The sequence below is a fragment of the Paenibacillus silvestris genome, assembly GCF_009882985.1.
Taxonomy (GTDB): domain Bacteria; phylum Bacillota; class Bacilli; order Paenibacillales; family NBRC-103111; genus Paenibacillus_E; species Paenibacillus_E silvestris.
Genome location: NZ_WTUZ01000010.1, coordinates 871,314 through 896,416, shown reverse-complemented (window position 1 = coordinate 896,416; position 25,103 = coordinate 871,314). Strand labels below are relative to the sequence as shown.

Sequence of the window (25,103 nt, the reverse complement as noted above, 5' to 3'; positions counted from 1 at the left end):
ATGTCAACGAATGACACGCGAACAACGAAAGAAGAAGAGCAATCAGACCTGCCTAAACTTTCAAATCCTGCACTTCGTGCACTCGCAGGTGCCGGATATTACCGGCTTGAACAGCTTAGCAAGACGACTGAGAAAGAAATTATGAAGCTGCATGGCATGGGACCGAAATCGCTCGACCCGCTTCGCCGTGCACTAGCCGAGAAGGGACTGACATTTGCAGATGAATCTTAAGAGCAGTAATCCCAAGCAAATAGCCGCTGAACAGGCAGTCGAATATATTCAGGATGGGATGACGGTAGGCTTAGGCACAGGATCCACGGCTTATTGGGCTATCCAACAGATTGGCAAGAAAGTTCTTAACGGACTTCAAATAAAGGCAGTAGCAACCTCCATACAATCAGAGAACTTGGCGAAGGAGCTTGGAATTCCGTTGATCCCTTTTTCTGAAGTAGAGGAGATAGACGTTACGATTGATGGCGCTGACGAAGTAGACGGTGCCTGGAATCTGGTGAAAGGCGGCGGAGGTGCGCTGCTGCGTGAGAAGATTATTGCTTCTTCCAGCAAACAGCTTATTATCGTTGTTGATGAAAGCAAGGTTGTCACTCATTTGGGGAAATTCCATTTGCCAGTTGAAGTTGTGAAGTTCGGTTTCGAGCTTACACGCAACAAGCTTAGCGCGCTTGGATGCGAACCAAAGCTGAGAATGGTAGACCAGCAACCTTTTACGACAGATAATGGCAACTACATTCTTGACTGTGATTTTAAGCAGATTAACAGCCCAAGTGAATGCCATGACGCCATTAATAACATCCCAGGTGTTGTCGATAATGGGTTATTTATTGGGATGGCTGCGAGGGTCATCGTTGGTTATCAAGACGGATCTGTGAAAGAGCTGAAGCTTGTCTAATAACTAGGAATGGTGGGAGAGTGGGAGATGTTGTTGAACAAGGCAGTTTGTGTAACCGGAACGGACAGAGGGATTGGGCTTGCAATGACGGAGGCTCTTTTGCATCAGGGATTTACCGTTTATGCTGGAGGCATTCTGGGAAATAATGAAGAGCTCAGCAAACTCGCCGTACAATTTCCGAATCAACTGCACGCTTTCAAGCTGGACGTGGGATCTGACGAGAGTGTAGGGGAAGCAGCCCGTTATATTAAAAGTAAAACAAATCAGTTGGAACTTTTGATCAACAACGCTGCCATTCTCGGAGATACGGCGAAAACGATTGAAGATGATCTCGATTTTGAAGAGATTCAGAAGGTGTACAATGTGACAGCTCTGGGCGCCATTCGGATGTCAAATAGTTTGATAGAACCGCTCATGAATGGCGGCAAGCTGATTGTTAACATTTCCTCTGAAGCGGGCAGTATCACGAACAGCCATCGAGATGCATGGTTCGGGTATTGCATGGCCAAATCAGCTTTGAATATGGGCTCTACCGTCGTTCATAACAAAATTCGCAAAGAAGGCGGGCGTGTCCTGCTGATCCATCCTGGATGGGTCAAATCCTTTATGAGCGGTGAGTGGAATCCAGCGGGCACCTTTTCTTCGGAAGAAGCCGCCGCGAATATTTTGAAGCGGATTGAAGAGCACAAGGACAAGCAGTTGGAGCTGCCGCTGTATATCGAAGCTGACAGTGGAAGAGAGCTGCCCTGGTAAATGGGAGAGGAGAAGGACATATGCGTGAGATACAAACCATGTTGATTGGTGATAACACGGATGCTCCTTGGCATCCACTGGAGCCTGCTCGAAAGCAGCTTGCCGCCATTCTAGGCAGCGAGTTTGCGTTAACAGCTACGGAAGACTATCAGACCTTCGCTGAACTTGACCACAACCAGTTTCCATTGTGTATTTCCTATACGGACTGCTGGAAGCGGGATCTGACACCGCAACAAACCGCGGGTCTGCTGCGCTATGTGGCAGGGGGAGGCAGCTTGCTGGTTATCCACAACGGTATTTCACTTCAGCGCAGCTACGAGCTGCTGCAGATGATCGGCGCCAAGTTCACCGGTCATCCTCCTTACCAGCCTTTAGCTTATTATGCTTCAGCGGCAAGCCATCCGTTATTGGAAGGTGTCGAGAATTTCAACTTGGAAGAGGAGCCTTATCTGTTCGAATTTGATCCTTTTACGACGAAAACGGTTTTTATGGAGTTTGAATTTGAAGGGAAAAGGTATCCCGCGGCATGGGAACACACTTACGGTCTAGGGAAGGTTGTGTATCTGCAGCCTGGGCATCATGCCCCTTCTTTTCAACCCGCATCCTATCGGCGTCTCGTGCTGAATAGTGCGCGTTGGTTGAGCCGTCAGGCGTAGATAAAAGCCGCTTAAATCGCTGTTTTTCCATATACTCCCTAGTTGGGAATTGTGCTACAATAGGCCAAAAGAGTCGCTAAAGGAGTGAGGATGTTGGAACATTATTTGTTCAAGCAGTTGGCATTCGTTAGAGATCAAGTCTTGCAAGCAGTTGAAGAGGTTTCGGAAGAGAAAGCAGATCAGATTCCGGATGGATTCCGCAATTCAATCCGTTGGCAGATGGGGCACATTTATGTCGTGATGGAAAGGTATGCTTTTCAATACATGGAGCTTCCTCTTCATTTACCGCAAGGGTTCAAGGAGCAATTTGAGTACAAGACTTCTCCTTTAACTAGGCCAGCAGGCATTGTCGTTCCTACTCTCTCAGAGCTGAAAATGTTGCTAGGAAGGCAGATTGAGAGAATTCAGAGTGAACTAGGTGACCGCTTGCACGACAACGTGACGCCTTATACAACTTCCGCAGGGATGAGACTCGAATCCTTAGAGCAGTTCCTCAGCTTTAATTTATATCACGAAGGCATGCACTTAAGTGTTATCAAAATATATAAAGTATTATTATCGAAATAAATAACAGGTAGACGAATGGAGGATCCTCCAATGCTGAGGTTCATCAAGTTCGCAAGACCTCCCTGCTAAGACGTAACCTTACGTTGTTCACGAGCTCCGCCGATCTGGTTGTGTCCACACACCCAATCAGATAACGGAGAGGAGCTCCACATGAACAAGACAATGAATATACGAATCCTATTTGCGCTTCGCTTTTTTTCCAGTCTCATCCCAGCCTATGTCATCGAGAGGTTGTACTGGGAGGAGCGGGGCATGACGATTCAGATGGTCGTGTATACGGAAATAATATTTGCCCTGACCATCGTGCTGCTTGAAGTTCCAACAGGTGTACTAGCAGACAAGTGGGGCAGGAAAAAAATGCTCGTACTAAGCGCCCTGCTAGGAAGCTGCGAGTTTCTAATTTTGATCGTTGCGACGGAGTTTTGGCATTTTGCGCTTGTTGTCTTCTTGGCCGGTATTTCTCGTTCGGCAAGCAGCGGCTCCGAGAACGCACTGTTGTATGATACATTAATGCAGCAAGGGAAGGCAGCCCAGTTCGAGAAGCTGCTTGGACGATTGAACGCCTGTGATTTGCTCTCAGCTATCCTTGCGGCACTTTGCGGAAGCTTGCTCGCTGGGAAATTCGGACTTGAACTGAACTACTGGCTATCGCTAGTCAGTTCTGGCATTGCCCTGGTATTAGCCTTCCTGCTGACCGAGCCGCCGATGGGGGGAGAGGGCGCGGAGGATACCGAGGGTGCCATTCCTTTCAAAACGTATGTTACGGCATCGCTGCGTTTTTTCAGAAAAAATCCTAATGTTTCTCTCGTTATGCTTTCTGGCATGGTCACAGGTGCTTCGATGAGTTACATTGAAGAGTTTTGGCAGTTGTACGCGAACCGATTAGGAACCCCGGTCTACTTTTTCGGGATACTGTCATCTGTTATTATGCTTTTGCAGCTGCCTGGCAATTTAATGGCCTATGCGCTTTTGCGGCGAATTAGCTATAGGAAGCTGATCGTCTTTATTACGGCGATCATCTCGATCGGCTTCCTGTGTGTTTCTATAAGTCATAATTTCATCGGACTGGCAGCCATGCTGATTATCTGCTTATTCGCAGGCGTCATGCAGCCGCTTGCCTCTGGTTATTTGCATCACCGCATAGACTCGAACATGAGGGCAACGATCGATTCCTTCCAATCGCTGGGGGAGAATGTGCTGAGCACGTTCGCAGGGCTTGGCTTTGGCTATTTCGCTGCTCGTATTGACGTATTTGGTGGCTATGGGTTTATTGCTGGGCTTTGTTTTGTTTCTTTTGTCTGGCTCGTTTGTGCTTCTCGCACAGTTAAACAAATATAAAAGCGAAAAAACGGAAGTCCTTGTGACTTCTTTTTTTTGTTTATTTTTATTTTGAGGAGGATGAGCATTGACTGGACAGGGCTAGCGCGGTAAAGTAAAAGTAATCGGTTATCCAATTTATGGGGAGAGGGTGTAACGCATGACCACTAGCGGGAAGTTCGCATGGACATGGACGATTCGGGAGGAAGTTCTGGAGGAGTACGTCCAAATGCATTTGGCGCCTTGGCCAGAAATTATGGAAGAACACAGTAAAGCAGGAATCAGGGATTACTCCATTTTCCAAAATGGCAATCAATTCTTCTATGTCTTTCTATGCGATGATGTGGAAGCCGCTTTTGCCTACTTGGCTGAAAGTGAGCCTTGCAATCGATGGAACGCGATTACGAGCAAAATGGTTGTTGGATCCTTTGATTTCCGTGAAGCCGTACCGATTCAACCGATGCGCGAAGTTTTCTTTTTGAAATAGTACATAACTCATAGAAGAGGCTGTCCCAGAAGTCATGACAATGACGGAGGGGTAGCCTCTTTTTGCGGTTTATCGCTTGCAGTCTTCTATACTTCTTTGCTGCGGACCCAGCAGCCGTTATGATGCCAAATTCGACTGGATATGAGGTGCTATCGGACTGAGGGGGCGTTATGTTTGGATTTTGTCGCTGTTTGAGGCCAGTTCATGGTCAGTAGCGGCTCCTGAGTCCGTTAGATGCTCCTCCTCTTTCTAAAGCAGCAAATAGAGTCATCTCGGTCCGTTAGCTGACAGGAGCTGTCCGTACTATCTCTTCTCTACGAGGATTTCGCCTGCTGAATCACAGCTTCGATATAGGCTCTAAGTGTTTTGATAAAAGTCCGCATAGCATATCCGACATATCTGTCACTGCGGTAAATCAGACAAATATCTTGAGAGGGTGTAGGATGCCGCAGACTCACGACCTTAATGTCCGGATTGGGAAGGGTATCCAGCAGCAAGCGTGGCAGCACACATGCACCAACTCCGCTCTGCACCATTTGGAGAAGGGAAGATAACGTTGTTGTTACCATATGTGGCTGCAGAGTAAATCCTTGATCTGTGCAAAAGCGATCGATCAGCTTGCGACATTGATGGTCGGTAGGGAACAGGACCATTTTCAAGTCTATTAGCCTGCTTAGCGGGATGAAATTCTCGTTAGCAAGGGGATCATTCACACGGACGGCCAGTGAGAATTCTTCGTGAAATAGAGGGATGGATGTGAGTCGTTCATCGCTAACAGGTCCGATGGTGACTCCAACATCGATGCTTCGGTCCAGAACCTGTTCGGTTACTCGCGTGGTTTCCAAAAGTGAAAGCGAAATAGTGGGATAGGTTTGATGGAAATTCAGCAGCAAGGCATTGAACATAAGGTCCGCATCCCCAGGTAAGACACCGATGGATAGTGAGCCGCCTTGCATTTGCTTCAAGTCAGCAATAGCATCGCTCGCTTGCTTCAGATGCCCGAACACAGCCGCACCATGTTCTTGCAGAATGGCACCGGCTTCCGTGAGAACGATGGTTTTGCCCACTCGATCGAAAAGGAGGACGCCTATTTCTTCTTCCAATCTCCTAATCTGTTGACTGATGTTGGGAGCACTGACGCCCATCTTATCGGCGGCTCTCGTGAAGTGAAGTTCTTCACATATCGCCATAAAATACTGCAGCTGCTTTAACTCCATAGCTCACACTCGCTTTCAAAGGCATTGCTGAAGGCAGTTTCAATCCTTATTGTTGCTTCATCTTCTTTCTCTGTCAATGCCTAATCGTTAACTTATACTTAACGTTCCGGTAAGTCGCACGGCATTGATGGTACCTCCCATGAAATCTATACTAAAAGCATATAAAATGCTTCTCAATTCTAAGGAGGTTAACCCTATGTCAGAAACCATTATCGGTACGGCAAAAACAGTACATCAAGTGGCACTTCACAAGGTGCAGAGCATTTCAGAAGAACTATTTGATCTACAACCAGATTCGTATAATAACACGATTCGCTGGAACGTGGGACACATGATTTATTGGATGGATGCCTACATGAAGCTTGGTTTCTCGAAGGATTCGGCCATACCCGAAAGTTATGCAAGTTTCTTTAACTCCGGTACATTACCGGCTAACTGGAATCAAACACCACCGTCGAAAGTTGAACTCATCGAGCAGTTATCTGCCCAACTTAATCAAATAAGTGAATTATCCCCTGAGAGTCTTGAGGCACCGTTTGAAACACCACTGCAATTTGGACCCCTCACGTTTCATAAGGTGGGAGAGCTTCTCAACTTTGGAGTTGTTCATGAAGGGATGCATCTTGCAACCTGTGATTGCTTACTTAAGGTGATTGAAAATAATTCCAAGTAAGCGAGTCAGGTATTCACATATGAAGACAAAAGCCGAAGCATGGCTCAGCTATGCTTCGGCTTTTTGTAATGAAGTAATCTCAGCTCTCCGTAACAACCGGGAACGAAATCTCAACCTCCGTGCCAACGCTGGGAACGCTGCGATAAATGAGGCTGGCTGATTCACCAAAATAATGGCGAATGCGCTCAAGTACATTTTTCACACCGTAACCGCTGCCCCCGATTTTACTTCGGCTAATTCCCATCATGATGTCTTCGATCTGTCGCCCATTCATGCCTACACCATCGTCCTTAATGAGCAATTGTATGTTGTCTTGTACGAACTTGCCTTGTATCGTTATGGTTCCCTCGCGCCCAGCGCGTCCAAGAATGCCATGGAGGATAGCATTTTCAACGAGTGGCTGGAGAGTGATCTTGGGTATGGCATACTCAAGTAGTTCATCCGGCACATCGATCTGGAAGTTGATTTTATTTTCAAAACGAATATTTTGAATCTGCACGTAGAACGAAACATGCTGCAGCTCCTCGCGCAGCGAGATGATATCTTTGCCGCTGCTCAAACTTACTTTATAGAAACGAGCTAGCGCTTTGACTACTTTTTTGATATCCGTGTTCAGTCCGCTGTCAGCCATCCAGTTAATGAGATCCAGAGTATTATACAGAAAGTGCGGGTTAATCTGCGATTGGAGCGCCTTTAACTCCGCATTTTTCACTTCCTGCCCGAGCCTGTAGTGCTCCTTATTCATGGAGCTGATCTGTTCAACCATGTAGTTGTAGGTTTGAATCAACTCGCCAATTTCATCTTTCCCCTGAGTCTGTGCAAGTGCGATCAGATTTCCATTTTGCACATCCCTTAGACGGCTCGTTAATTGCGTAATTCTCCTCGTTACGGAGAACGAAAATAAATAAGCGAGCAGATACGCGATTGCGCTGACGATTAGTAGAATCACAAGTAAATCATTACGCAGTTGATGGCTTTGCTGGACAACTTGATCCAGCGGAATAACAGTGAGCATTCCCCAATTGGAAGGGAGCTGCCGGTATAGGTAGTAATTATTTTTGGTCTGCCAAGTGATGGAGACCTCATCTCCGGCGCCGATGGTATTCGGCAGCTCGACTGTGGTGTCAGCGACGGGTTCGGAGGAGAGGACAATTTGATGATTTTGATCAACCAGGAAAGTGGTACTATTCTTGACAACGTTTGCTTTTCGCAGCATAGACCGAATGGTCTCAGCTTGCACATCAACTCGAAGCTGTCCAATAGGCACAGAGTAATTGTTCGGATCCAGGATACTTCGAACCACATAGAGAGAGGAATCGTCATGCGTCGCATTTTTACCTAGCTCAGGTGATGAGCACCATAGGTATTTGGCATGAAGCTCTTTCAATCGGTCAAAGCAGGGACTCTGAACGGTCTGATCCATGGGCAGGAAATTCTCGGTTTCATTGGAGAAAATGAATGTTTTGGGTACATACAAAATAACTCGCGAGATATCGAGACTATCTTGCATGGACCTTAGCAACTGTTTGAGATTACTGTAATCTTGCAGTTCCCGATTGATATCTTGTGTTGCATTCGGATCTAGTAGAATACCCGAGATGGTGGAGTTAGACACCAAAATATTCGTTGTTTCGGCTATTCGCTGTACCCTGTAATTAAGAAAGGAATACGTTTGATCAAAGCCCATCTTGGCGGAGTAAGTCACATGATTAATAATGATGTCGGACATTTTGTCCGAGGCGATGAACTGATAGAATCCCAGAGGCAGCATGATCAGCAGCAGGTATGTGTACATAACCTTATGACGCAGCTTGGTGTTATACAGCCATTTACGCAGAACTTGAATGAAGGAAAAGATCATGGCTGACAACGCTCCCGATAGTCGGAAGGGGTCATCCCTGTTGATTTGCGAAATATTTTGGCGAAATGCTCCCCGTCCTTATAACCTACTTGTGAAGCTACATCCAGCACCTTCAGTCGATTGTTGCGCAGCAAATCTTTCGCTTTCTCCATACGATATTCCGTTACGTACTGCTTAATTGTTTTTCCAGTTGCTTCTTTGAAAATCGAAATGAGATGCGAAGCCGTCATCTGCATGTGGTCGCTCACGTCCTGCACCGATAAATCGTCGTCCGCAAAATGAAGATGGATATAACGAGTAATCCGGGAGCTAGTGGATGACATGCCACCGTTACTCCGCTCGATAAGCGCGTATTTCAGCTCTTGAAGCTTAGTGCTTGTCACTCGCTGAATATCGTCCAAATAGTGGCACTCTTGAATGAGCTTCCAAGGGACATCGTTTTCTTCTGACGCATCGAACAGTCTCATATTTCGGCTTTGGGCAAATTTGTCCATTTCCAGAATGAAACGGTAATACAGTTCTTTCACACTTACAATCAATGTTCCTGGATGCTGACGAATATCAGATGTAACGGTATGCAGCAGTTGATCAAGTTCATCGAAATTTTCTTCAATCAACGCTTTTTGGAAAGAGTTCAACTGCTCAGGCGGGGCTTGATAGTGCTGGGAACTTGCCTCGCTGCCATGATGATCATGAAGGATGATCGAACAGGGCTTATGAAAAAAAGACGCTTGTAAGCGAAGGACCGCGCTTGTGTAGGATTCCTGCAGTCTTTTGGCATTCGGCACTATTTTCCCAGCAGCCATGGAGAAAAGCTCATATTCACGCTTCAATACGAGTGATAGCTCATAGCAAATTTGATGCAGAGTATGGTTATCGATGTCGTCATTGTAATGTGAGAACAAGTGGATGATGACATGGTGATCATCTTTGGGTGCGTATAAATAAGGTTTGCCGCAAGGGGCTAATAGGGTGTCCAAGATGATCCCTAATTGATCTTTGGAAGGTAGTGGTGACACAAGCTTAATCATGACCGTCACTGCTGGCCCTTGCAGGGCAGCCTCAAAATCTGCAGCTGCAAGGCGATTGTGCAGGTTCTCATCGTCGAATCCTCCACGTATAAGCTGCAGAGCTGCTTCTTGCTTGATGTAGCTTTTGTTTTCTCTGGCTACCGAGTCATTAACGAGATGCCGCTGCTCTTCCTGACATAAGGTAATCGCAGCACGAAGGGCTTCTTCCAGCTCTTCAATATCGATCGGCTTCTCTACATAGCTAACGGCTTTTAACGTGATCGCTGCTTTTAAATAATCTTTATCGGCATAACCGCTCATAAATACAATTTTGCACTGGGGGTATTTCCGGCGAAGGTGAAAGGCAAGCTCAATGCCATCCATCCGTGGCATGCGTATATCTGTAAGGACAATGTCCGGTTTGATCTGCTCAGCAATCGCTACAGCCTCTAGACCGTCAACGGCTTCGAAAAACTCCGTAATTCCGAGTGACTGCCAAGCAATCGACTTGCGAATGCCATCTCTAGTAAATTTCTCATCCTCTGCAAATAGAAGCTTCATTGTAGGGCCCCCTTTTATGTAGCTATAGATTATCGCAATTTGGACGGCAATACTACTACCTGAGGAGGGGATCTGCAAAACTTACAGGGAATCGATATTTTGTCGGGTTATCACGTCTTATCGAACCTGATAATTTAGATACAGGAGAGTTAACCAATAACCGACACACAACCAGAATCGAATGGGGGAATGTAGAGAGATGAGAACAGGGCTCCTGTATCGAATGAAGTCCAAAAAAACACTCTTGTTCATGATTGCGCCTGCAGTCTTGTACTTCTTGCTTTTTAGCTATGTACCGATGGCTGGGATCGTTCTTGCCTTCAAGCAATATCGGTATGATCTAGGCATACTAGGCTCGCCATGGGTCGGATTTGAAAATTTCAAATTCTTTTTTATGACGGGAGACGCCTTCAGAGTCACACGCAATACGATGCTTTACAACGCTGCATTTATTCTAATCAATAATGTCCTGCAGATTGCTGCTGCTATTTTCATGGCCGAAATCGGCTCCAAGCTGTTTCGTAAAACCGCGCAAACCTTGATGTTTCTGCCGTATTTCCTATCGTGGGTGGTAGTAGGAGCTGTTGCGTATAACTTGTTTAATTACGAGCATGGTACCGTCAATACGCTGCTGCGCATGCTGCATATTCCTGAAATCGATATCTACACAACTCCGGAATATTGGACCTATATTCTCGTGTTTTTCTCAGCTTGGAAAACAATTGGTTACGGCGCTCTCTTCTATATGGCCTCTATATTGAGTATTGATCGCGAGACCTATGAGGCTGCTGAAATTGATGGCGCGAATGTCTTCCAACGAATACGGTTCATAACGCTGCCATCGCTGCGTCCAACAATTACGATTCTTGTCTTGCTGGCCATTGGCGGGATTTTCCGTGGAGACTTCGGCCTCTTTTATCAGCTAGTAGGCAATAATGGGCTGCTCTATCAAACAACGGATGTTATTGATACGTATGTCTATCGTTCTTTGCTGGTAAACAATGAAATCGGGATGTCATCCGCTATTGGATTCTATCAATCGATTCTTTGCTTTGTGACCATTATGCTCACGAATTTCCTCGTGCGTAAATCAGATAAAGATAACGCGCTTTTCTAAACTTACAGCATTTTGCGGGGTGAACCTATGAATACGACGAGTGTCAAAAAAAGCCGCATCGACCAGCGGACGTTGGATGTAGTGGGCTATGTGTTTATCAGCTTGATTTGCTTAGCTTGCCTAATCCCATTTCTACTCATTATCAGCGGATCGCTGACAAGCGAATCCTCCATTACAAGCGATGGCTTTCGCTTATGGCCGAAAGAATTTTCTTGGGACGCCTATACCTTCGCACTGAAGCATCCTGAGCAGTTTGTTAAATCCTATTTATTGACAATCGCTCTAACGGTTACAGGTACGATTATAGGGTTGTTTATCTCCGCTATGGCTGCCTATGTGCTGCAGCGTCAAGATTTTGAATGGCGTGGTGGATTTTCTTTCTTTTTCTACTTTACCACGTTGTTTAATGGCGGTCTTGTTCCATGGTACATCTTAATGGTTAACTATTTGCACATGAAGAATACGTTCTGGTCTTTGCTCTTGCCACCGCTATTGAACGTGTTCTACATTATCATCTTACGCACTTTTTTACGCAGCATCCCTGATGCAATTACCGAGTCAGCGAAAATCGATGGCGCAGGGGATTTTACGATCTTCCTTCGATTGATTTTGCCGCTCGCGAAGCCGGGACTAGCCACCATCGGTCTGTTTACGGCGCTGAATTATTGGAATGATTGGTTTAACTCGCTGCTGTTTGTCCAAAATGAGAAGCTGTACACCCTGCAATATTTGCTCTACAAAATGCTTGGCAATCTCGAAGGAATCCGTAAGGTGATGGCCATTACTGGTATGCAAGTGACCGAATTACCTGGGGAAAGCCTGAAAATGGCGCTTGCCATTCTTGTAACGGGACCTATTATTTTCTTGTATCCGTTTGTCCAACGCTATTTTGTGCAGGGCTTAACTGTTGGTGCTGTAAAAGGGTAACCCCGGGAAGTCAATTCCCGGTTATCATATAGGTATTCATTTGTTCATAAGGGGAGAATAAAATGGTAAAATCCAAGAAATTTGCTAAGCTCGGTTTGGCATCGCTTTTCGTGATGGGGACCGTGCTTACGGCATGCAGCACCAAGGAGACAGCACCGACACCGGCTGCTTCTGCGGCACCTCAAGCAAGCGCTTCCGCAACTTCTAACGGACTGGATACGAGCAAGGAAGTTAAGCTTAAAATGGTTTTACTCGGCTCTAAACCCAAAGCGTTCGATGAGGTTTATGGTGAAGTCAATAAATTGATGAAGCAGAAAATTAATGCCACCCTGGATGTGAGCTTCCTCGACTGGGGCGAGTATCAGCAGAAATATCCGCTCATGTTTGCAGCGAATGAAGACTTCGATCTCGTGTTCTCAGCCACTTGGTCCTACTATGCGCAGCAGGCTACCAAAAATGGCTTCATGGAATTAACGGAAGATATGATTAAGAAATTCGCTCCGAAAACGTGGGCCGAAGAGCCCAAAGTAGCGTGGGAGCAGGCGAAAATCAACGGTAAAATTTATATGGTTCCGCAAAATAATTTCGAATACAGCTATCATATCGTTGGCATTCGCGGAGATTTGCGCCAGAAATACAATCTGCCTGAGCTAAAAACGTACGATGACTACGTAACTTACATGAAAACGATTGCTGAGAAAGAAAAAGATTTCAAACCAAGTATTGGCGTCAGTGAATTCAATGCCGTAGAATTGATTCAACCAAATGAGTGGAACTTCGTCGTGCCGCAGCTGCCAGTCACGTATAAAGTGACGGATCCATCCAGTAAATTATTCAATTATGTTGACACACCGGAATTTGCTGAGTTTGCTAAGAAAATGAATGAAACACAAAAAGCAGGTGCCTGGTCCAGAGACGCCATTGCCAACAAAGTGGATAAAACCCAAGCATTCAAAGACGGTAAATTAGCTTCCGTTGAGTGGAACTTAGGAACATTGCTGCGTACCAAATCTGAAATGCAAACCACGCATCCAGACTGGAAAGTAGAATTATATGATTTGAGTGCAGACAAAAAGCGTCTATCTAATCCATTTATCAATAACGGAATGTCTATTCACGCTGGTTCCAAGAATTACGAACGTGGTTTAATGGCGATTGATTTGCTTCGTTATGATCCTGAAATTCATGACCTTACGAACTATGGCATCAAAGGCAAGCACTATGAGCCAGTGGGTAACGATCAATTCAAACCGCTGCCAGCTTCTGCTGATTTCCCGCCGTCCGGTACGGATCCATGGGGTTGGAACTCCTTGCATGAGCGCCTAGATTCCACAGTTGCCGCTGAAACGCAGAAATTCACTGAAAACTGGAAGAAAACGGTAACGGTGAATCATCCGTTAGAAACGTTTACCTTTGATGATAGCAAGGTGAAAAATGAGGTTGCAGCAGTAAGCAATGTGATGGATACTTATGGTAAGCCGTTGTTCTATGGTTTAGTTGATCCGAATGATGCAGCACATGGCTTGAAAATATTCAATGATAAGCTGAAGCAGGCTGGCATTGATAAGATCGTGGCAGAAATGCAGAACCAAGCCAATCCTTTGATTGGAAAAAAATAAGTCAATGATTGTTCCGCTTCCTGGCATCAGGAGGCGGAAATTGGCTTTTACAGGTCGAAATCCAAAAATATCCAAGAGGTGAACAGCTTGTCACACAAATATCCGCCGGTTAGTCCGAAGCTGCCTGTATTCATGCATGGCGCCGATTACAATCCAGATCAATGGCAGCATGATCCTAAGGTGCTTGAAGAAGATATTCGTTTAATGAAACTTGCCAAATGTAATGTAATGGCTATCGGCATTTTTGGCTGGTCCGCTCTTGAACCGGAAGAAGGCGTGTTTACCTTCGAATGGTTGGACCGTGTGCTGAATGCCTTTGCCGAGAACGGCATCTACGCCTGGCTGGCAACGCCAAGCGGGGCAAGACCGGCATGGATGGCGGAGAAATACCCGGAAGTACTGCGTGTTGGCGCTAATCGCGTGCGCAATCTCTTCGGTGCGCGCCATAATCATTGTTATACATCTCCCGTGTATCGTGACAAAGTAGCGCTGATGAATCAGAAATTAGCTGAACGGTACTCGCAGCATCCAGCTGTTGTAGGTTGGCATATCTCCAATGAATATAGCGATGATTGCCATTGCGACTATTGCCAGGACGCATTTCGCGGGTGGCTGCAAAGCAAGTATGGAACGCTTGATGCGCTGAACATGGCATGGTGGACAAGCTTCTGGAGCCATACCTATACAAGCTGGTCGCAGATCGAATCTCCGGCACCACACGGCGAGAAGCTTGTGCATGGCATGAATCTGGATTGGAAGCGCTTCGTGACAGACCAGACCGTTGATTTCTGCCGTCATGAAATCGCACCACTGAAAGCTATCAACCCAGAGCTTCCAGTTACAGCCAATCTCATGGACGCTTACGAAGGATTGAACTACTGGAAATTCACGGATGTGCTGGATGTGATCTCATGGGATGCATATCCGACTTGGCATCATGCGAAGGATCAAAGCAGCCTGGCAGCCTGGTTCTCGCTCAATCATGACATGTTCCGTTCCTTGCGAGGCGGACAACCGTTTCTGCTGATGGAAAGCACGCCGAGCTTAACGAATTGGCAGCCTGTTTCCAAATTGAAGAGACCGGGCATGCATCTGCTATCCTCTTTGCAGGCTGTCGCTCACGGCTCTGATTCGGTTCAATATTTCCAGTGGCGTAAAAGCAGAGGCGCCAGCGAGAAGCTTCATGGCGCTGTTGTTGATCATGTCGGGCACGAGCACACTCGCGTATTTCGCGATGTTGCAGAGCTTGGCGGCCACCTTGAGAAGTTGACGGAAGTCCTAGGGACGACAGTTCCAGCGGAAACCGCGATTATTTTCGATTGGGAGAATCGTTGGGCCGTTAAAGATTCACAAGGTCCGCGCAACATGGGAATCAACTATGAGCAGACGGTACTAAGTCATTATCAAGCTTTCTGGGATCAGGGAGTTCCTGTTGATGTCATTGATATGACTGGCGATTTTAGCAAATACAAGCTCGTTGTTGCTCCAATGCTTTATATGGTTCGCCCGGGCGTCGGAGAGCGGATTGAGCAATTCGTTGCTGGCGGCGGTACTTTCGTAGCTACATACTGGTCAGGGATCGTAGACGAGAACGATTTGTGCTTCCTTGGCGGGTTCCCAGGGCCGCTTCGTCAAACGCTCGGCATTTGGTCAGAAGAGATTGATGGGCTTTATGATCATGATGAAAATCAAATCATCTGCTCGGAAGGGAACTCGCTAGAACTCACAGGGTCCTTTAAAGTACGAGAGCTGTGCGAGCTGATCCACTTGGAAGGGGCAGAGGCCCTTGCAGTCTATGGGGATGACTTCTATGCGGGCAGGCCAGCCCTGACGGTTAATCAATTTGGGCAAGGAAAAGCGTACTATATCGCAGCTCGCGCAGAGCAATCGTTCCAGAGCAGCTTCTATAAGCAGCTTATAAAAGAGGCGAATATCGAGCCAGCTTTACGAACGGATCTGCCTCACGAGGTTACAGCGCAAATTCGAACAGATGGCGATAGTGAATTCATTTTCTTGATGAATTTCAGTGACCAAGATCAGGTGATTATGCTCGATGAACGTACCTATTCGGATATGCTTGCTGTTGATGGCACAGCTGGTTCTGGCGCCGTCAGCTCAAGCCTAGTGCTTCAGCCATACGGGGTGAGAGTTCTGAAACGAAGCAAGGTGTAGACAATTAATTGGGTGTTGGGAATTAATCCCAGCACTCTTTTTTTATAGAGTTAAAGGGAATGACACCATCAACCGCGAAGAATCAGTGCAACAAGACCTTACATAGGAAGAAAAGTGGTGACCTTACATGAAGACGGGCTTCCGCCTCTGGTTCGATGAAATCCGCAATATGCGGATCAAAGCGAAGCTGTTTCTGCTTATTACCATTACGATGGCTGTTAGCTCAAGCATTTCACTCGTAGGCTTACAGATCGGCTTTTCGATGTATGATCAGCAAATTTACGAGAAATCGTCACAAGTTCTGAATCTTTCCTCTACGTTGATTGAGAATGAACTGAATAAAGTGGAGCGGCTGACGTTCAGCATCATGTCGGATGAGCAGATTCAGCAGCATCTGATTGTGATGAATTCGAATGAATCGGATTATATCCGCATTCAATCCCGCGCCAAGCTCGTAGACCGGTTAGTGCAGTATATCAACTCAGAGACGTATATTTCAGCGGCTGATATTACCGATGTGAATGGAAACAGCTACTCCAGTGGAAATTTGACAACGCTTTCTCCGGAGCGGAAAGAGCTGATCCAAGAAACATCGGATCGCGGAGCGGGCAGCTTGGGTTGGGTGAATCCGGATGCGCAGGATTACAGCCTCATTGCGACGAGGCAAATCCGATCCTCCGACAATTTGGAGCTCAAGAAGCTCGGCAGCCTGGTGCTGCATGTCAATTTGGACAAGATGGTGAATCAATATGCCAGAGAAGCTGTGACCCGAGACGGCGAGCTCATAATTGTCTCCAAGGGGACTTTAGTATACCCGAGATCTGTGAGCATGAAATCATTGATAAGCGAAGACAGTCCAATAGGATCTTCCTTGAGGGGATTTCGTATTCTCGAACAGGATGGAGAGAAATATTTCGTGTCGCATATTCATTCCGACTATTTGGGCTGGACGTACTACAACACGCTGCCGTTCCAAACGATTTTCTATAACCTTACGCTGATGAAAAATTGGATGATCGCCGCATTCCTTATTTCTTTTTTTCTGCTGGTCGGATTCGGTATGGCGGTTGCGCGAAGCGTCACGCGTCCGATCGAAGGCTTAATAAGCAATATGCGAGGGCTTCAAATCGGCGATTTGGAAAATTCCGAGCTTCCGCCGATTGCGCCGATTTCTCAGCAGATGGATGAAGTTGGACTGCTTCAGCGGACGTACCGCATGATGATTGTGCGGATTCAGGAATTGATCAAAGAAAACTATACGAAGCAGATCATTATCAAAGAGACCGAATTCCGATCCTTACAGGCACAAATCAACCCGCATTTTCTGTATAACACGTTGGAATCCATCAACTGGATTTCTAAGATGAATGGGCAGAAGCAAGTTTCGCAAATGGTGGAATCGCTTGGTTTCCTGCTTCGTTCATCCATTAGTTTAAAGCAGGATATGATCTCGATCGAAGACGAGCTGAAGCTGGTGCAGCATTATATCACGATTCAAAAGGTTCGCTTTGAGGAGCGGCTTGACTTTCAACTGGACGTTCCTGACGCTTTGAGAGGTTATTGCATTCCGAAATTGACGCTGCAGCCTTTGCTGGAGAATGCAATTAAGTATGCGGTCGAAGTTATGCTCGAACCCTGTATCATCCACATCACGGGGCGGGAGGAAGGCGATTCTGTTCTTCTGCTCGTTGAAGATAACGGCCCCGGTATCGATGAGGCTTACTTAGAACAAATCCTGACGGGCGAACGCCAATCCAGAGGCACAGGCATCGGTCTGAAAAATATTGACGAGCGGATTAAGCTATCGTTTGGCGAAGAGTTTGGCATTCAAGTAGAAAATCGTACGGATGGCGGCGCACGTATTACCATTCGGATACCGATGACGAAAAGAGGGTAACGACCTATGTACAAAGTGTTACTGGTTGATGATGAACGGATGATTCTGGAAGGGATTTCATCCATTGTGGATTGGAAATCTGTCGATACCGAGCTAATAGGAACTGCCCGCAACGGGATAGAAGCCTATGCCTTTGTCTGTGAGCACGAGCCCGATATCGTCATCAGCGATATTCGGATGCCGGGTATGGACGGCTTGCAGCTAGTCGCCAAAGTCAAGGAAACGCATCCCCATACGCGTTTTATAATGCTCTCCGGTTTTGATGAATTCGAATATGCGCAAATTGCCATGCAGCATGGCGTTAAGCATTACTTGTTGAAGCCGTGCAACGAGAACAGCATTTTGAAAGCGCTCAGTGAACTTGCTGCTGAGTACAAACAGGAAGAGAGCAAGGAAGGTTTCATCGAGTCGATGAAAGCCAATTTACAGAAGGTGCTGCCGCATGTCAAAGAGCAATTCTTGAAGGAATTCGTGACGAATAAATCGTATGGCAGCCGAGATTGGGAATATTATCAGGATTTATTCGGACTGCATGTCAGTGGAAGGAAAGTTCGTTTGTTGTTATTCCGGCTGGAGGACAAGTTCGAATATGAGCATTTATTTGCCGTGAAAAATATTGCCGAAGATATTCTCGATGAACCGCTCCTAAGTTCGACTATTGCGGAGCAAATATTGGTGATGATCGAGGATACGGACGATATGAAGCGGCTGCAGGAGCAAATTGAAGAGATCCGGCGCATTTTTATGCTGTATTACAAAATAGATACAACCGCCGCTTTAAGTGAAGCTGGGGAAATCGGGGAAGCCAGAAAGCTCTATTTGCAGGCGATTGATTGCTTAAGCCATCGGTTCTATTTAGGGGAAGGCGGGCTCATCACGATGCGCGACATTCTGGGTTCTGCGCAGCCGAGCAAAGCCCAGTTTGTCTTCGATGAAGATCGTATTCTATTTCCGATTCGCGCAGGAAATTGGGAAGAAGCTGAAGCGAGTATTGAAGCGTTTCAAGTTCTTCTTGTGAACTCCCGATTAGATATTCAGACGACGAAATCGTATGTGATTCAAAGCTTTATTTCCATGACAAGATTATGTGCAGAACCGCAAATGCACCAATATATGGGGCTGATTGGCCATATTTCACAGCTGGAAACCCTGCAGGCCAGCATCCAACTGCTGAAGCAAACTGCTTCTGAAATTACACACGTGATTTTCGAACAGAACAGAAACAAGCATTCCCAGGTCATTCAGAAAGTGATCGATATTGTGAATGCGGAGCTTTCGAACGCCGAGCTGTCGCTCAACTGGGTAGCGCACAAAATGCTGTATATGAACCCGGATTATTTGGGGAAATTGTTCAAAAAAGAAACGGGCGAGCGCTTCTCTAACTACGTCGTCACAGTGAGGATCCGCAAAGCCATGGAGCTTATTAAATCGAATGATGATGTCAAAATGTTCGAGCTAGCTGAGCAATTAGGCTTCGGCGATAACCCGCAGTACTTTTCGCAGGTGTTCAAGAAGATTGCTGGCTGCGCTCCTTCCGAGTACAAGAAGCTGACCTTGTAGCCTCGTATTCACTGTTTTTTGAACATTTAACGCGGTAAATTAGATTCAACTTTTGCTCCTGCAAGCCCATAATAAGAGTTGTGGGGCGCAGGGTACACAGGAGGACGCTAACAATGAAACGCAGACTATTCCCAGCCATGCTTCTAATTCCCATGATGTTCTCCCTAATAGGATGCAGCGCGAAACAGCCATCTACGGATGGAAACCCGAGGACCATTGAGACTGAGAATAGCAGCGCCAAGCAAGAAGTTAAGCTGCGAATTGCCTGGTGGGGCGGTCAATCGAGACATGATTACACGTTGAAGCTGATTGCCATGTATCAGGAGCTGAACCCGAACGTGAAAATTGATACGGAATATGCCGGCTTTGATGATTTCTGGAAGAAGCTAGCTCCGCAAGCGGCGGCCAATCAATTGCCCGATATTATCCAGATGGATATCTCGTATCTGACCCAATATGCGACGAAGGATCAATTGGAAGACCTGTCTGAGCTGGCGAATAATGGCACGATCGATGTGCGATTAGCATCGCCCGAGACAATTGATTCCGGACGAGTCGACGGGAAGTTATACGGCATACCGTTAGGTGTGAATGCGATGGGTACCACCTACGATGCAGCGATGCTGAAGGAGGCAGGGGTATCTGCCATCCCGAAGAGCTGGACTTGGTCTGATTTGGAGCAAATCGCCAAGCAGATGAAGGCAAAAGGCAAAGTGCTCGATCACATGCGCTTCGATCAGTTTTTTCCTTATTATCTGCGCACGCAAGATCAGCACTATTTTAGCCAGGATGGTACGAGTCTTGGATTTAGCGATCCGCGATATTTTATAGATTACTTCACCATGTATCTTCAGTGGTACGAGGCGGGCTATATGCGTGACTGGGGCAAAGAGTCATTGTCCAAGCTGACGCCCGAGGAGAATCCGATTGCTCTTGGAGACGGTTTCATGACGATGGCGTGGTCGAATCAATTCACGTCGCTGCAGGAAGCCGCCAGGAAACCTCTTAATTTAACCGGACTGCCGGGACCGAATGGGAAACTAGGGCTGTACTTGAAGCCCACCATGCTGTTCTCCATCGCCAAAAGCTCCAAGCAAAAGAGCGAAGCGGCCAAATTCATCTCATGGTTTCTCAATGATTTGGAGGCCAATAAACTGATCAAAGGCGATCGGGGAATTCCTATTTCCTCGAAGGTCAAGGACGCGTTGAAGCCAACGCTCTCTGAAGAAGAATTGAAAGTGTACGATTATGTGACTTGGGTGGAGAAGAACAGTAGTCCTATGGATCCGCCTGATCCGATCGGGTCAGCAGAGGTTAGCAGGCTGCTCCGTGATATGCAAGAGCAAATCCTGTTTCGCAAGATCACGGTGGAAGAGGCAGCTGCCAAATTCATGAGTGAAGCCAACGCCATTTTAGCTAAAAATAAGAAATGAACCTGGATGAATACGACACGCTGTACATGTATAAAAGGGTGACGCTCTAGCAGTCGCCCTTCCAAATACACAGAAAATGACAAGCATAAAGGAGTGGAATTATGAAACTACGTGAAAATGATCACATAGTCGGCTATGTGTTTGTCTCACCTTTCATTCTTGGATTTTTGATCTTCACGCTGTTTCCCATGTTTTCATCGCTCTACTTCTCATTCACGGAGTATGATTTATTGTCTGCGCCGCGATGGGTAGGATTTTCGAATTACGAGAAGATGTTCACGAATGATGACAAAATCATAGATTCGATTCGTGTGACGCTAACCTACGTGCTCACATCCGTTCCGATGCGTCTAATCATCGCGTTATTGGTAGCCATGCTGCTCAATCGAGCTGCAAGAGGAATAGGGTTATACCGGGCTACGTATTACTTACCTTCGCTCATTGGCGGAAGCGTAGCCGTATCTATCATGTGGCGTCAAATTTTTGGGGACAAAGGGCTGATCAATGCCTTCCTGGGCAGCATAGGTATCCATACCACGACCTCTTGGATTGGCTTGCCGGCTACGGCGCTTGGTACATTGGTGCTATTGTCCGTCTGGCAGTTCGGTTCTTCGATGCTTATCTTTCTTGCGGGGCTCAAAAACATCCCAGGCACTTACTACGAGGCGGCAAGCGTGGATGGAGCGGGACCTGTTCGCAAATTTTTTCACATCACACTGCCCTTGTTAAGTCCAATCATCTTGTTTAATCTCATTCTGCAAACGATTTCGGGCTTCTTAACCTTCACGCCGGCTTATATCATTTCGAATGGTGAAGGCGGACCGCTTAATAATACACTGCTATATTCGCTGTATTTATTCCACCGGGCATTTGTTTTCTTTGAAATGGGCTATGCCTCAGCAATGGCTTGGTTCATGCTCATCTTAATCGGGCTCATCACCTTGGTTATTTTCAAAACATCAAAATATTGGGTTCATTACGAGAGCTAGGAGGGATCTGACATGGTTTTTCGAGCGAAAAATATGAAAACAGTGCTCTATCATTTAGTCGTCTGCCTTATCGCGCTTACAGCGATTTATCCGATTCTCTGGCTGGTCGCCAGCTCTTTTAAGCCAAATGAGGAGATCTATACAACAGCTACCTCTCTGATCCCCAGCAGGCTGGAGTGGGGCAACTATGTGTCCGGTTGGAAGGGATTTGCAGGCATTACGTTTGCAACCTTCATGAAAAATAGCTTCATTATCGTCATTCTTTCGACCATCGGCGCCGTAGCTTCATCCGCTGTTGTTGGATACGGCTTCGCTCGCATCAAGTTTGCCGGGAGTAAGTTCTGGTTCGCCATGGTGATGCTGACGCTGCTGCTGCCGCAAGATGTAACCATTATTTCGCAGTACATTTTATTCGCCAAAATCGGCTGGTTATCGAGCTTTAAACCGATTATTGTGCCGCAGTTTTTCGGAATTCCGTTCTTTATTTTTCTAATTATGCAATTTATCCGCACGATTCCGCCTGAGCTTGATGAAGCCGCAAAGATGGATGGCTGCAGCAAATACAGCATTTTCTACAAAATTATTATTCCACTTATCGTCCCGGCTCTCGTGACATCGGCAATCTTCTCCTTCTACTGGAGATGGGACGATTTCTACACGCCGCTGCTCTATTTAAATAATGCTGAGCTTTACCCGGTATCATTAGCTCTAAAGCTTTTCTTGGACAGTGAGTCCTTAAATAACTGGGGCGGCATGTTCGCCATGTCGACGCTATCCTTAGTCCCGATCTTCGTTGTGTTCATGATTTTCCAGAAATACATTGTTGATGGAATATCGACGAGCGGCTTGAAAGGGTAACGAGCATGAGCACTCACTTAATGAATAACCGTCTACAGGGAGGAAATGAAGAGATGCCAGCTTTACAATTCGATCCAGATGAAATTCGTCAAGTCATTGACCGCGTTGTGCATAGAACGTTCCGTATGGACTTTAATTGGGATTGGCCGGGTGGCGTAGCTTTCTACGGTGTGAGTGAAGCTTATGAAGCGACAGGCAATAAAGAGTATCTTCATCTGTTAAAAGAATGGGTGGATGAGAAGCTGGAGGATGGGCTGCCCAAGCTGTCCGTTAACGGCATCTCGATCGGTCACTCTTTGTTAACCTTGTACAAGGAAACTGGGGAAGAGCGCTATATAGAAATCGCAACGCAAATGGCGGACTTTCTGAAGCATGAGGCGGAGCGGTTTGGAGAGGGCATTTTCCAGCATACGGTGAACTCGGAGACGTACAATTTCCCCGAGCAGGCATGGGTGGATACGATGTTCATGGCGGGTTATTTCCTAGTGCGTATCGGCTCGATGCTGAATCGTGAGGATTACTTCGAGGATGGCTTGAAACAATACCACGGTCATGAAAATGTGCTGCAGGATGCGGCAACGAACTTGTATTACCACGGGTGGGATAATCTGGCGCAAAATCACATGTCAGGCATCTATTGGGCACGCGGCAATTCATGGGCGGCCATTACGATGGCGAGGGCATTGAGACTCGTCCATGTGACGCATCCCTCTTTTATGATTATTGAAGGTTCTTTGCGTGATCAATTAAGCGCACTCGTGCGTTTGCAGGATGAAAGCGGGTTATGGCATACCGTTCTGACGGATAAGGATGCGTATTTGGAAACATCCGGTTCGGCTGGTATCGCGGCGGCACTGATTGGTGCAGGTCCGCTATACAATAAATATACAAACAAGTCGATTAAGGGTATTCTTGCGCGCATCACAGAGGACGGTACTGTTGCAGGCGTATCTGCTGGCACAGCGGTCATGCGGGATAATGAGGGCTACAAAGGGGTTCCTTACAAACGAATTCAGGGATGGGGTCAAGGTCTGGGACTCATCTTCTTATCTTCCTTGCTTAACCGCAAGGACTGGTAGAGGTTAAACATGATGAACATCCATATGAAATTTGATTTTGGTCCTGAGCAAAGTGGTGCGAAAGAGGGTTATACGAAAATTAGCCATGATTCTTTCTATCATGAGAGTAGTGGCGGGGGCTTTGGCTTTGTGGCAGGCTCTGAGGTATATGAGAGAGATCGCGGTAGATCGGGAGCGCTTCGTCAAGACTTTTGCATTCCCGCCCGCGCTGTGTTCATCGTTGATTTGCCGAATGGCAATTATACGATTCATACGCTCATGGGGGACCTGATTACAGCGACTGCAACGGGTTTGAAGGTAGGACAGGGAAGGCTACTACTGTCGGAATGCCAAACGGCAGCGGGCGAATTCGTGTCTAACAGCTTTAGCGTCCATGTAACAGATGGACAATTAAGGCTTGCTTTCTCGGGCGTTGCACCTCGTATTAACGCGTTAGAGATCATTTCGGCGCCTCAAGCGGCTACTTTGTATTTGGTTGGCGACTCCACCGTAACGGATCAGCCGCAGGATGGATATCCCTACACAGGCTGGGGGCAGATGCTCCCGCTTTTCATCAAAGCCGATGCTGCGGTGGCGAATTATGCGCTGTCAGGACGCAGTTCCAAGAGCTTTCTGAATGAAGGGAGTTTTGCGCCGATTCTTGATGCGATGACAGCGAATGATTACTTGTTCATTCAATTTGGGCATAACGATCAAAAGCTGGACGAGGAGCGTGCGACGTCACCATTTACAACGTATAAAGAGCATCTAATGATCTATATTCAGGAAGCTCGGACGCGGGGCGCTGTGCCAATTCTAGTTACGCCTGTGCAGCGGAGATTTTTTGATGGAGCGGGTCAAATCACCGACACGCACGGTGACTACCTTACGGCGATGAAGCAGTTGGCGGAAGAGGCGGACGTTATTCTTATTGATTTGGCGGAAGAAAGCAAGCAATTGTTTGAGACGCTGGGTCCTGAGGAGACCAAATCCTTGTTCATGTGGGCTTGGCCCGGGGAGTTTCCTAATTTCCCAAAAGGGGCTGAGGATAACACGCATTTCCAAGAAAAAGGCGGCATCGCGATCGCCGAATTAGTCGTTTCCTGTATCCGCAAGCAGCAAATACAGCCACTTTGGCGCTATCTTCGATAAGCGTTGGATGAGCTTGGAACCAGGTGGACCCGTCTGAGAAGACGTGGTTTGCCTGGTTCTTTGTGTTTAGGTGGAATTCGTTATTTTCTGGGAAATAATTCTGACAGACGCAGGCTAGTGGAGAATTCCACAATGGCAGATCATAGAGGAACTGCGGTCCTCTATTTCGAGGACATGGTGCAATTTCCGCGAGGGAGCGGAACTACAGGGTCTTATCCGACCGCCGTGACAGCTATTTCGGTCGAAATCGGCGAAATAGCGGACCACAGTTCCAGTTCCACCCGGAAAACAGGCGTTTTTTGAGAAATAACG

The 25,103-nt window shown here is 46.8% G+C and carries 23 protein-coding genes; 20 read left to right on the top strand and 3 right to left on the bottom strand.

The window, feature by feature from the left end:
- The 7 genes from GQF01_RS07615 (at position 1) to GQF01_RS07585 (ending at position 4,687) form a co-directional block, all read left to right on the top strand.
- The gene (locus GQF01_RS07615; protein WP_161406177.1) at positions 1-231 is read left to right on the top strand and encodes a DNA-directed RNA polymerase subunit alpha C-terminal domain-containing protein; all 231 of its coding nucleotides are present in this window, start codon (positions 1-3) and stop codon (positions 229-231) included.
- Entirely contained in the window at positions 221-907 is a 687-nt protein-coding gene (rpiA, locus tag GQF01_RS07610) for a ribose-5-phosphate isomerase RpiA (protein ID WP_161406469.1), read from the top strand. The genes GQF01_RS07615 and rpiA overlap by 11 nt, the downstream gene beginning before the upstream one ends.
- Before the next feature lie 27 nt (positions 908-934).
- Positions 935-1,660 (top strand): SDR family NAD(P)-dependent oxidoreductase, encoded by a 726-nt coding sequence (locus GQF01_RS07605; RefSeq protein WP_161406176.1) that lies wholly within the window; start codon positions 935-937, stop codon positions 1,658-1,660.
- Positions 1,661-1,680: 20 nt separating this feature from the next.
- On the top strand, positions 1,681-2,316 hold the full coding sequence (locus GQF01_RS07600; protein WP_161406175.1) for a ThuA domain-containing protein: 636 nt from the start codon (positions 1,681-1,683) through the stop codon (positions 2,314-2,316).
- Between the two features lie 90 nt (positions 2,317-2,406).
- Complete coding sequence (locus GQF01_RS07595; protein WP_161406174.1) at positions 2,407-2,883, top strand: DinB family protein; 477 nt, start codon at positions 2,407-2,409, stop codon at positions 2,881-2,883.
- 150 nt (positions 2,884-3,033) lie between these two features.
- Positions 3,034-4,221, top strand: coding sequence for an MFS transporter (locus GQF01_RS07590; protein WP_161406173.1), 1,188 nt, complete (start codon positions 3,034-3,036; stop codon positions 4,219-4,221).
- A 139-nt stretch (positions 4,222-4,360) separates the two neighbouring features.
- Complete coding sequence (locus tag GQF01_RS07585) at positions 4,361-4,687, top strand: L-rhamnose mutarotase (RefSeq protein ID WP_161406172.1); 327 nt, start codon at positions 4,361-4,363, stop codon at positions 4,685-4,687.
- Between the two features lie 314 nt (positions 4,688-5,001).
- Here GQF01_RS07585 and GQF01_RS07580 read toward each other — a convergent pair whose 3' ends face one another.
- Positions 5,002-5,904, bottom strand: coding sequence for a LysR family transcriptional regulator (locus tag GQF01_RS07580; protein WP_161406171.1), 903 nt, complete (start codon positions 5,902-5,904; stop codon positions 5,002-5,004).
- 196 nt (positions 5,905-6,100) lie between these two features.
- Between GQF01_RS07580 and GQF01_RS07575 the strand changes: the two genes are divergently transcribed.
- Positions 6,101-6,577 carry a DinB family protein gene (locus GQF01_RS07575; protein WP_161406170.1) on the top strand — a complete coding sequence of 159 codons (477 nt, stop codon included), beginning with the start codon at positions 6,101-6,103 and terminating at the stop codon, positions 6,575-6,577.
- 79 nt (positions 6,578-6,656) lie between these two features.
- On the opposite strand, the gene GQF01_RS07570 is transcribed toward GQF01_RS07575, so the two are convergent.
- Together GQF01_RS07570 and GQF01_RS07565 are read right to left on the bottom strand one after the other, a co-directional pair.
- Positions 6,657-8,438, bottom strand: a complete 1,782-nt coding sequence (locus tag GQF01_RS07570) for a cache domain-containing sensor histidine kinase (protein ID WP_161406169.1) — start codon at positions 8,436-8,438, stop codon at positions 6,657-6,659.
- On the bottom strand, positions 8,435-10,009 hold the full coding sequence (locus tag GQF01_RS07565; protein ID WP_161406168.1) for a response regulator: 1,575 nt from the start codon (positions 10,007-10,009) through the stop codon (positions 8,435-8,437). The genes GQF01_RS07570 and GQF01_RS07565 overlap by 4 nt, the downstream gene beginning before the upstream one ends.
- A 199-nt stretch (positions 10,010-10,208) precedes the next feature.
- On the opposite strand from GQF01_RS07565, the gene GQF01_RS07560 reads away from it, so the two are divergent.
- From GQF01_RS07560 to GQF01_RS07505, 12 genes are all read left to right on the top strand, one after another.
- On the top strand, positions 10,209-11,126 hold the full coding sequence (locus GQF01_RS07560) for an ABC transporter permease (RefSeq protein WP_161406167.1): 918 nt from the start codon (positions 10,209-10,211) through the stop codon (positions 11,124-11,126).
- A gap of 27 nt (positions 11,127-11,153) precedes the next feature.
- Complete coding sequence (locus tag GQF01_RS07555; protein ID WP_161406166.1) at positions 11,154-12,053, top strand: carbohydrate ABC transporter permease; 900 nt, start codon at positions 11,154-11,156, stop codon at positions 12,051-12,053.
- A gap of 62 nt (positions 12,054-12,115) precedes the next feature.
- Positions 12,116-13,672, top strand: a complete 1,557-nt coding sequence (locus GQF01_RS07550; protein ID WP_235959074.1) for an ABC transporter substrate-binding protein — start codon at positions 12,116-12,118, stop codon at positions 13,670-13,672.
- A 132-nt stretch (positions 13,673-13,804) separates the two neighbouring features.
- Positions 13,805-15,844, top strand: a complete 2,040-nt coding sequence (locus GQF01_RS07545; RefSeq protein ID WP_161406467.1) for a beta-galactosidase — start codon at positions 13,805-13,807, stop codon at positions 15,842-15,844.
- A 127-nt stretch (positions 15,845-15,971) separates the two neighbouring features.
- On the top strand, positions 15,972-17,741 hold the full coding sequence (locus tag GQF01_RS07540; protein WP_161406165.1) for a sensor histidine kinase: 1,770 nt from the start codon (positions 15,972-15,974) through the stop codon (positions 17,739-17,741).
- 6 nt (positions 17,742-17,747) lie between these two features.
- Positions 17,748-19,301: a response regulator transcription factor gene (locus GQF01_RS07535; protein WP_161406164.1), complete on the top strand. Its 1,554-nt coding sequence runs from the start codon at positions 17,748-17,750 to the stop codon at positions 19,299-19,301.
- A gap of 113 nt (positions 19,302-19,414) precedes the next feature.
- Positions 19,415-20,734, top strand: a complete 1,320-nt coding sequence (locus tag GQF01_RS07530; RefSeq protein WP_161406163.1) for an ABC transporter substrate-binding protein — start codon at positions 19,415-19,417, stop codon at positions 20,732-20,734.
- Between the two features lie 101 nt (positions 20,735-20,835).
- Positions 20,836-21,723, top strand: coding sequence for a carbohydrate ABC transporter permease (locus tag GQF01_RS07525; RefSeq protein WP_161406162.1), 888 nt, complete (start codon positions 20,836-20,838; stop codon positions 21,721-21,723).
- Between the two features lie 33 nt (positions 21,724-21,756).
- On the top strand, positions 21,757-22,581 hold the full coding sequence (locus GQF01_RS07520) for a carbohydrate ABC transporter permease (RefSeq protein WP_407945398.1): 825 nt from the start codon (positions 21,757-21,759) through the stop codon (positions 22,579-22,581).
- A gap of 53 nt (positions 22,582-22,634) precedes the next feature.
- Positions 22,635-23,660, top strand: coding sequence for a glycoside hydrolase family 88/105 protein (locus tag GQF01_RS07515; protein ID WP_161406160.1), 1,026 nt, complete (start codon positions 22,635-22,637; stop codon positions 23,658-23,660).
- A 12-nt stretch (positions 23,661-23,672) separates the two neighbouring features.
- The gene (locus GQF01_RS07510; RefSeq protein WP_161406466.1) at positions 23,673-24,791 is read left to right on the top strand and encodes a rhamnogalacturonan acetylesterase; all 1,119 of its coding nucleotides are present in this window, start codon (positions 23,673-23,675) and stop codon (positions 24,789-24,791) included.
- A 132-nt stretch (positions 24,792-24,923) separates the two neighbouring features.
- Complete coding sequence (locus tag GQF01_RS07505; protein ID WP_161406159.1) at positions 24,924-25,094, top strand: hypothetical protein; 171 nt, start codon at positions 24,924-24,926, stop codon at positions 25,092-25,094.
- The last annotated feature ends 9 nt before the right edge of the window (positions 25,095-25,103 follow it).

What these genes read in the sequence shown, in the direction of transcription:
- GQF01_RS07560 (WP_161406167.1), top strand. Translation starts at nt 10,209, where the DNA reads ATGAGAACAGGGCTCCTGTATCGAATGAAGTCCAAAAAAACACTCTTG.
- GQF01_RS07520 (WP_407945398.1), top strand. Translation starts at nt 21,757, where the DNA reads ATGAAAACAGTGCTCTATCATTTAGTCGTCTGCCTTATCGCGCTTACA.
- GQF01_RS07605 (WP_161406176.1), top strand. Translation starts at nt 935, where the DNA reads ATGTTGTTGAACAAGGCAGTTTGTGTAACCGGAACGGACAGAGGGATT.
- GQF01_RS07545 (WP_161406467.1), top strand. Translation starts at nt 13,805, where the DNA reads ATGCATGGCGCCGATTACAATCCAGATCAATGGCAGCATGATCCTAAG.
- GQF01_RS07510 (WP_161406466.1), top strand. Translation starts at nt 23,673, where the DNA reads ATGAACATCCATATGAAATTTGATTTTGGTCCTGAGCAAAGTGGTGCG.
- GQF01_RS07555 (WP_161406166.1), top strand. Translation starts at nt 11,154, where the DNA reads ATGAATACGACGAGTGTCAAAAAAAGCCGCATCGACCAGCGGACGTTG.
- GQF01_RS07575 (WP_161406170.1), top strand. Translation starts at nt 6,101, where the DNA reads ATGTCAGAAACCATTATCGGTACGGCAAAAACAGTACATCAAGTGGCA.
- GQF01_RS07540 (WP_161406165.1), top strand. Translation starts at nt 15,972, where the DNA reads ATGAAGACGGGCTTCCGCCTCTGGTTCGATGAAATCCGCAATATGCGG.
- GQF01_RS07595 (WP_161406174.1), top strand. Translation starts at nt 2,407, where the DNA reads ATGTTGGAACATTATTTGTTCAAGCAGTTGGCATTCGTTAGAGATCAA.
- GQF01_RS07590 (WP_161406173.1), top strand. Translation starts at nt 3,034, where the DNA reads ATGAACAAGACAATGAATATACGAATCCTATTTGCGCTTCGCTTTTTT.
- GQF01_RS07505 (WP_161406159.1), top strand. Translation starts at nt 24,924, where the DNA reads ATGGCAGATCATAGAGGAACTGCGGTCCTCTATTTCGAGGACATGGTG.
- GQF01_RS07580 (WP_161406171.1), bottom strand. Translation starts at nt 5,904, where the DNA reads ATGGAGTTAAAGCAGCTGCAGTATTTTATGGCGATATGTGAAGAACTT.
- rpiA (WP_161406469.1), top strand. Translation starts at nt 221, where the DNA reads ATGAATCTTAAGAGCAGTAATCCCAAGCAAATAGCCGCTGAACAGGCA.
- GQF01_RS07550 (WP_235959074.1), top strand. Translation starts at nt 12,116, where the DNA reads ATGGTAAAATCCAAGAAATTTGCTAAGCTCGGTTTGGCATCGCTTTTC.
- GQF01_RS07535 (WP_161406164.1), top strand. Translation starts at nt 17,748, where the DNA reads ATGTACAAAGTGTTACTGGTTGATGATGAACGGATGATTCTGGAAGGG.
- GQF01_RS07600 (WP_161406175.1), top strand. Translation starts at nt 1,681, where the DNA reads ATGCGTGAGATACAAACCATGTTGATTGGTGATAACACGGATGCTCCT.
- GQF01_RS07515 (WP_161406160.1), top strand. Translation starts at nt 22,635, where the DNA reads ATGCCAGCTTTACAATTCGATCCAGATGAAATTCGTCAAGTCATTGAC.
- GQF01_RS07565 (WP_161406168.1), bottom strand. Translation starts at nt 10,009, where the DNA reads ATGAAGCTTCTATTTGCAGAGGATGAGAAATTTACTAGAGATGGCATT.
- GQF01_RS07570 (WP_161406169.1), bottom strand. Translation starts at nt 8,438, where the DNA reads ATGATCTTTTCCTTCATTCAAGTTCTGCGTAAATGGCTGTATAACACC.
- GQF01_RS07615 (WP_161406177.1), top strand. Translation starts at nt 1, where the DNA reads ATGTCAACGAATGACACGCGAACAACGAAAGAAGAAGAGCAATCAGAC.
- GQF01_RS07525 (WP_161406162.1), top strand. Translation starts at nt 20,836, where the DNA reads ATGAAACTACGTGAAAATGATCACATAGTCGGCTATGTGTTTGTCTCA.
- GQF01_RS07585 (WP_161406172.1), top strand. Translation starts at nt 4,361, where the DNA reads ATGACCACTAGCGGGAAGTTCGCATGGACATGGACGATTCGGGAGGAA.
- GQF01_RS07530 (WP_161406163.1), top strand. Translation starts at nt 19,415, where the DNA reads ATGAAACGCAGACTATTCCCAGCCATGCTTCTAATTCCCATGATGTTC.